The organism is Pseudomonas sp., assembly GCF_030696055.1.
Taxonomy (GTDB): domain Bacteria; phylum Pseudomonadota; class Gammaproteobacteria; order Pseudomonadales; family Pseudomonadaceae; genus Aquipseudomonas.
Genome location: NZ_JAUYNP010000135.1, coordinates 1 through 7,072, shown reverse-complemented (window position 1 = coordinate 7,072; position 7,072 = coordinate 1). Strand labels below are relative to the sequence as shown.

Annotated in this window: 6 protein-coding genes; 4 read left to right on the top strand and 2 right to left on the bottom strand. The window is 65.0% G+C overall.

The window, feature by feature from the left end:
• On the bottom strand, positions 1 to 815 hold an 815-nt coding region (locus Q8Q83_RS08040), incomplete at its 3' end, for an aldehyde dehydrogenase family protein (protein WP_305622680.1).
• A gap of 503 nt (positions 816 to 1,318) precedes the next feature.
• On the opposite strand from Q8Q83_RS08040, the gene Q8Q83_RS08035 reads away from it, so the two are divergent.
• The 4 genes from Q8Q83_RS08035 (at position 1,319) to Q8Q83_RS08020 (ending at position 5,895) form a co-directional block, all read left to right on the top strand.
• Positions 1,319 to 3,217: a sigma-54-dependent Fis family transcriptional regulator gene (locus Q8Q83_RS08035; protein WP_305622679.1), complete on the top strand. Its 1,899-nt coding sequence runs from the start codon at positions 1,319 to 1,321 to the stop codon at positions 3,215 to 3,217.
• 215 nt (positions 3,218 to 3,432) lie between these two features.
• Positions 3,433 to 4,782 carry a UDP-N-acetylmuramate:L-alanyl-gamma-D-glutamyl-meso-diaminopimelate ligase gene (gene mpl, locus Q8Q83_RS08030; protein ID WP_305622678.1) on the top strand — a complete coding sequence of 450 codons (1,350 nt, stop codon included), beginning with the start codon at positions 3,433 to 3,435 and terminating at the stop codon, positions 4,780 to 4,782.
• Positions 4,783 to 4,934: 152 nt separating this feature from the next.
• Complete coding sequence (gene ubiX / locus Q8Q83_RS08025; RefSeq protein ID WP_305622676.1) at positions 4,935 to 5,567, top strand: flavin prenyltransferase UbiX; 633 nt, start codon at positions 4,935 to 4,937, stop codon at positions 5,565 to 5,567.
• A gap of 37 nt (positions 5,568 to 5,604) precedes the next feature.
• Positions 5,605 to 5,895 carry a YceK/YidQ family lipoprotein gene (locus Q8Q83_RS08020; RefSeq protein WP_305622674.1) on the top strand — a complete coding sequence of 97 codons (291 nt, stop codon included), beginning with the start codon at positions 5,605 to 5,607 and terminating at the stop codon, positions 5,893 to 5,895.
• Positions 5,896 to 6,171: 276 nt separating this feature from the next.
• On the opposite strand, the gene Q8Q83_RS08015 is transcribed toward Q8Q83_RS08020, so the two are convergent.
• Positions 6,172 to 7,072: bifunctional diguanylate cyclase/phosphodiesterase (locus Q8Q83_RS08015; protein WP_305622672.1), on the bottom strand; the 901-nt coding region annotated here is incomplete at its 5' end.

The window sequence follows — 7,072 nt, the reverse complement described above, 5'->3', positions numbered from 1 at the left end:
AAGAAGTTATTCGGCGACTTGCCGCCCAGCTCCACTGTGCTCGGGATGATGTTCTCGGCCGCGCATTTCATAATATGCGCGCCCACCGGGGTGGAACCGGTAAAGGCGATCTTGGCGATGCGCTTGCTGGTGGCCAGGGCTTCGCCGGCCTCCTTGCCATAGCCCTGCACCACGTTGAGTACGCCGGCGGGCAGCAGATCGCCGATCAGCTCCATCAGCACGCTGATGCCCAGCGGGGTCTGCTCGGCGGGCTTCAACACCACGCAGTTGCCGGCGGCCAGGGCCGGGGCCAGCTTCCAGGCGGCCATCAGCAGCGGGAAGTTCCACGGGATGATCTGCCCGACCACGCCCAGCGGTTCATGGATGTGGTAGGCCACGGTGTTGCCGTCGATCTCGGCGGCAGAGCCTTCCTGGGCGCGCAGGCAACCGGCGAAGTAGCGGAAGTGGTCGGCGGCCAGGGGGATATCGGCGTTGAGGGTTTCGCGCACGGCCTTGCCGTTGTCCCAGGTCTCGGTGATGGCCAGCACTTCCAGGTTGGCCTCGATGCGGTCGGCGATCTTCAGCAGCACCAGCGAGCGTTCCTGGGCCGAGGTGCGGCCCCAGGCATCGGCGGCGGCATGGGCGGCGTCCAGCGCCAGTTCGATATCTTCGGCACTGGAGCGAGGGAACTCGGCGATCGGCTGGCCGTTGACCGGCGAAGTATTGGTGAAGTACTGGCCCTTGAGCGGGGCGACGAACTCGCCGCCGATATAGTTGCCGTAACGGGACTTGAAGGACACGAGGGCGCCTGGGGTACCTGGATGGGCGTAACGCATGCTGAGAATCTCCTGGCTTTTATGCTTGTTCTTGTGATGCAGCGAGAGCGCGCAGTGGCGCTTACCAATGCCTAGAGCAAGGCCTGGGCCAGATAGGGGAAAGGCCCGGTCTAGAGCGCTCGGCATAATGCCAGCGGGGTGCGTTGGACAGGCGTTTGTGCCAGTTGCGGCACAGTGGGGTGTGACACTTTGTGCCGGCCGTGATACGGCGCGGTGACTCGCCGGTCAGGTCGTATTGCAATGCATCCAGCGCAGGCGGATGCTGCTGCGCTAACAGATCGCTGCTAGGCTCCCTGGGGCCTCTTTCTCTGGCGAGGAAGAGGCGTTAAAAGCGTCCTCGGCATGTTTGTTTACGGCAGCTGAGCGGCGCTTTCGCTTGTCTTGACCAGCCGAAGGCTGTTACTACGTAGCGCCTTGCCTTGGTTGTCTCGCTTACATTTTTCAGCGATCTGTTAAGGCGCGTTATCGCGCCCTGTGCGACTCCAGAATGGAGAACAATAACAATGCACAATCACGCAAGTCGCCACGCCCAGCAGGTGCTGACGGTGGCGCAAGGACGCGGGCAACTCGCCGGTCCGGCCGCCGACCCCTCGGTGGCGCGCTCCTGGCTGCGCTGCCTGGAGCAGCATCACCTGGACCCGGCGCAAGCCATGGCGCCGGCGGTGATCGAGCACGCGCGCATGCTCGAGCGTCGCGAGCAGTTGCAGCAGGTGCTGGAAATTTCCAATAACGAGATGAACAGCCTGCACCGCCAGCTGGCCGGCTGCGGCCGTGCGGTGCTGCTCACCGATGCCCGCGGGGTGATCCTCAACTGCATCACCGAACAGGCGGAAAAGCGCACCTTCGAGCAGGCCGGGTTGTGGCTGGGCGCCGACTGGAGCGAGGCCTGCGAAGGCACCAACGGCATCGGCACTTGCCTGGTCGAACGCCAGCCCTTGACCATCCACCAGGACGAACATTTTCGCAGCCGCCATACGGGCCTGACCTGTTCCGCCAGCCCGGTGTTCGATCCCCATGGCGAGCTGCTGGCGGTGCTGGACGTGTCCTCGGCGCGGCAGGACGTGTCGCGGCAGAGCCAGTTCCACACCATGGCCCTGGTCAACCTCTCGGCCAAGGCCATCGAGGGCTGCCATTTTCTGCGCAGCTATGAAGGCGAGTGGCTGCTGCGCTTCCATGCCCAGGCCGAATATATCGGCCAGTTCAGCGAGGGCCTGCTGGCCTTCGATGGCGATGGCCGGGTCAGCGCGGTGAACCAGAGCGCGATCAACCTGCTCGGTCTGCCGCGCCAACGCCTGCTCGGGCGCACCCTGGTGGAGCTGTTCGACTGTCGCCTGGATGACCTGCTCGGCCGTGCCTCGCCGCAGCCCAGCGCCAGTTGGCCGCTCTATACCCAGCGTGGTCAGCTGCTGTTCGCCATGCTGCGTGGCCAGGCTCGGCGCAGCCCGCAAGCCCTGGGTGCGCAGGCCTTGGCGACGCCTGGCCTGTGCCTGGCCGACCCGACCCTGCAGAGCGATTTCCGCCGCGCCCTGCGGGTGTACGAACGCGATGTGCCGCTGCTGATCGGTGGCGAAACCGGCACCGGCAAGGAGGCCTTCGCCAAGGCCCTGCACCTGGCCAGCTCGCGCGGCGGCAAGCCCTTTGTGGCACTCAATTGCGCGGCGATTCCCGAGAGCCTGATCGAGAGCGAGCTGTTCGGCTACCGCGGCGGCAGCTTTACCGGCGCGCGCAAGGAAGGCATGCGCGGCAAGCTGCAGCAGGCCGATGGCGGCACATTGTTTCTCGATGAGATCGGCGATATGCCGCTGACGCTGCAGACCCGCTTGCTGCGGGTACTGGAAGAGCGCCGGGTCGAGCCCATAGGCGGCGAGTCGCAGGCCATCGATGTGCGGGTGATCAGCGCAAGCCACCGCGACCTCACCGAACGGGTGGCCAGCGGGCAGTTCCGCCAGGACCTCTTCTATCGCCTTAACGGTCTGGTGCTCGAACTGCCGGCCCTGCGCGAACGCAGCGACAAGTCGGCGCTGCTGGACTTCCTCCTGGCCGAGGAGGCGCGCGGGCAAGCCTTGCGCCTCGATGAACCGGCCCGCGCCGCCTTGCTGGCCTACCCCTGGCCGGGCAATGTGCGGCAGTTGCGCAATGTCCTGCGCACCCTCTGCGCGCTGTGCGATGCTGGGGTGATCAATCACGCCGAGCTGCCTGCGGAGATTCGCCATACGCCGGTGCCGCTCGCGCCATTGGCCGCGCCCAAACCCGATCAACTGGGCGCCGCCGAACGCACGGCGCTGCTCGCGGTCCTAGAGGCGCAGCGCTGGCATATCAGCCGCAGCGCCGAGCAACTGGGCATCAGCCGCAACACCCTGTACCGCAAGCTGCGCAAGCACGGGATTGCCAGGCTGGGGTAAAGCCGTAGGTTGGCGCTGAGCGCAGCGAAGCCCAACAGGGAACCGTGTGCGCTGTTGGGCTTCGTCGCTGCGCGCCTCAACGCCAACCTACGGGCAATGTGGTCCGCACTGACCCTGACGTTCTGGCGAGAACGGCAAAAGGCGCTGTGCTAACCTGCGGCCAGTTTTTATCGGGCGCGATTAGCCCGCTTTAGAGGTCGCCTTCAAGGTAAATCATGCATATCCATATTCTCGGCATCTGCGGCACTTTTATGGGCTCGCTGGCCGTGCTGGCCAAGGAACTGGGGCATCGCGTTACCGGCTCCGACGCCAATGTCTACCCGCCCATGAGTACCCAGCTGCAGGCCCAGGGCATCGAGCTGACCCAGGGCTATGACGCCGCCCAGCTCGACCCCGCGCCGGATCTTGTGGTGGTCGGCAACGCCCTGTCGCGCGGCAACCCGGCGGTGGAATATGTGCTGAACAAGGGCCTGCCCTATGTCAGCGGCCCGCAGTGGCTGGCCGACCATGTGCTGCAAGGCCGCTGGGTACTGGCGGTGGCCGGCACCCATGGCAAGACCAGCAGTTCGAGCATGCTGGCCTGGGTGCTGGAGCATGCCGGCATGAGCCCGGGCTTTTTGATCGGTGGGGTGCCGCAGAACTTCGGCATTTCCGCGCGCCTGGGCGACACGCCCTTCTTCGTGGTGGAAGCCGACGAGTACGACAGCGCCTTCTTCGACAAGCGCAGCAAGTTCGTCCACTACCGCCCGCGCACCGCGATCCTGAACAATCTGGAGTTCGATCACGCGGATATCTTCCCGGATCTGGCGGCCATCGAGCGGCAGTTCCACCATCTGGTGCGGACCATTCCCGGCGACGGCCTGATCATTCACCCCACTACCGAGCCAGCGCTCAAGCGCGTGATACAGATGGGTTGCTGGACGAAGGTCGAGACCACGGGCGAAGGCGGCCAGTGGCAGGCGCGCCTGCTCAGCGCCGACGGCTCGCGCTTCGAGGTGAGCTTCGAGGGCAAGGTCGCCGGCACTGTGGAGTGGCAACTGACCGGCCAGCACAACGTGGCCAACGCCCTGGCGGTGCTGGCGGCGGCGCGGCATGTCGGCGTGGTGCCGGAGCTGGGCATCGCCGCGCTGTGCGGCTTTATCAACGCCAAACGGCGCATGGAGAAGGTCGCCGAAGTCAACGGCGTGACCATCTTCGACGACTTCGCCCACCACCCCACGGCTATTGCCACCACCCTGGATGGCCTGCGCAAGCGCATAGGCACGGCCAAGCTGATCGCCATAGTCGAGCCGCGCTCCAACTCGATGAAGCTCGGCGCCCATCGCGATGGCCTGCCGGAGTCCGTGGCCCAGGCCGATTCGGTGTACTGGTACGCGCCGGCCAACCTGGGCTGGGACCTGGCCGCTACGGTGGCCAGTTCCACTGTGCCGACCCGGGTGTGCGACTCCCTGGAGGCGATCATCGCCGGGGTCAAAGCCGAAGCCGCACCGGGCACCCAGGTGGTGGTGATGAGCAACGGCGGCTTTGGCGGCTTGCATGGCAAGCTGGCCGAGGCGTTGGCCTAATAGAAAGTGAAAATTCGCGCTCAAAGCGTCGTGAGCGCAGGTTAGGCCAGGCGAGAACCTGCGAGGAAGCGGAGTTTACGAGCTGTAAATGAGCATTCCGAGCAGGTTTTCAACGCAGCATAAGCAAGCGCAACAGCTTTGAGAGTGAATTTATGAGCGGTCCTGAACGCGTTACCTTGGCCATGACCGGCGCCTCCGGTGCCCAGTACGGCCTGCGCCTGCTCGATTGCCTGGTGCAGGAAGACCGCGAGGTGCATTTCCTGATTTCCAAGGCGGCGCAGTTGGTGATGGCCACCGAGACCGACGTCACCCTGCCGGCCAAGCCCCAGGCCATGCAGGCGTTCTTGAGCGAATACACCGGCGCCGCGCCGGGGCAGATTCGCGTGTACGGCAAGGAAGACTGGATGGCCCCGGTGGCCTCCGGCTCCGGCGCGCCCAGCGCCATGGTGGTGGTGCCCTGCAGCACAGGCACGCTGTCGGCTATCGCCACCGGAGCCTGCAACAACCTGATCGAGCGCGCCGCCGATGTCGCCTTGAAAGAGCGTCGCCAGCTGATTCTGGTGCCCCGGGAGGCGCCGTTTTCCAGCATCCACCTGGAAAATATGCTCAAGCTGTCGAATCTGGGGGCGATCATCCTGCCGGCCGCGCCGGGCTTCTATCACCAGCCGCAGACCATCGACGATCTGATCGACTTCGTGGTGGCGCGCATCCTCAACTGCCTGGGTGTGCCCCAGGACATGCTGCCGCGCTGGGGCGAGCATTATCAGGCCAGTGGGGATGAGTGATAGGGCCGGGAGGTTGAAAGCACTATGGGTTACGCCTTTGCCTAACCCATCCTACGGGCTGCTGGCGCTACTGCTGTTATGCAGCGGCTGCGCCACAGTGCGCACCCTGGATGCGGCCAAGCCCGGCGCACCTGTGGTGTATGCCGGCACGCGCCTGGATCTCTACGAGTTGCAGGGTGGCTGCTGCGCGCTGGAGCGTTTCGGTGCCGAAGCGCCACGCCACCCTGGCCTCGACCTGCCGGCCAGCGCCTTGCTGGATAGCCTGTTGCTGCCGCTGTCCCTGGCTACTGCCATGGGCGTGCAACTGGGGGTTAGCGGCGGTCTCTAAGAACCTGTCTCGGCCCTGCTGCGCGTCGGCGTTAACAACAGGGCGTAGGTTGGGCTGAGCTGCGCGAAGCCCAACAAGACCCAAGTTGGCAACGCTGGTGTGCGAACCATCGCCGTTGGGCTTCGTCGTTGCACTCCTCAACTTAGCGCGGCAGGAACCCGTTGGTGGGTTACGCGGCGCCCAGACTACAGGTGAGGTTTCGACTCTGTTTTGCGCCGCTAACCCACCCTACAAAACTCGACAAGGCTTTATCACCATGGCCATTAAGCACGGTTTTTAAGCGTCGGGAGTCAGCGCGGCGCTAGCCTGCCGGCTCGTGGCCACCGGCCAGTCTTCCAAATGGTGCGGCGACCCGGGTTTGGCGAACAGGTAACCCTGGAATTTGCGGCAGCCCATCTGCAGCAGGGCGTCGTGTTGTTCCTGGGTCTCCACCCCTTCGGCGGTGACCGCCAGCTTGAGGTTGTCGCCGAGCGCCAGGATGGTACGCACTATGGCGGCATCGCAGGGTTGCTTGAGCAGGTCGCGGACAAACGACTGGTCGATCTTCAGCTGGTCCAGGGGTAGACGCTTGAGGTAGTTGAGCGAGGAGTAGCCGGTACCGAAGTCGTCCAGGGACAGGTGCACGCCATGAGCCTTGAGCGCGCTCATCTTGTCGATCAGGACTTCCACATCCTCCACCAACTGGCTCTCGGTCAGCTCCAGCTCCAGGTGCGCCGGATTGGCGCCGCTTTCCGCCAGGGCCGCCAGTACATCCTCGACAAAGTCCTGGTGGTGGAATTGCCGGGCGCTGACGTTGACCGCCAGATGCAGGTGGTGCAGTTGTGGGTGAGCGGCCCAGGCCACCAGCTGCGCGCAGGCGCTGTGGAGTATCCAGCGGCCCAGTTGGAGGATCAGCCCGGTGCTTTCCGCCAGGGGAATAAAGTCCCCCGGCGGCACCAGGCCGCGGACGGGATGCTGCCAGCGCACCAGGGCTTCGGCGCCCAGTAGCTGGCCGTGCTCGTTGACCTGGGGTTGACAGTGCAGGACAAAGTGGCGTTCGCTGAGGCTCTGCCGTAGATCGCTTTCCAGGCTGGCGCGGGCGCTGACGTCGGCCTGCATCTTCGGGTCGAAGAAGCGCATGCCGTTACGTCCCGCGCCCTTGGCCTGGTACATGGCCAGGTCGGCGCGCTTGAGTATT

Excerpts from the sequence above, each read along its gene's own strand:
- Q8Q83_RS08035 (WP_305622679.1), top strand. The coding sequence starts at position 1,319 with ATGCACAATCACGCAAGTCGCCACGCCCAGCAGGTGCTGACGGTGGCG.
- mpl (WP_305622678.1), top strand. The coding sequence starts at position 3,433 with ATGCATATCCATATTCTCGGCATCTGCGGCACTTTTATGGGCTCGCTG.
- ubiX (WP_305622676.1), top strand. The coding sequence starts at position 4,935 with ATGAGCGGTCCTGAACGCGTTACCTTGGCCATGACCGGCGCCTCCGGT.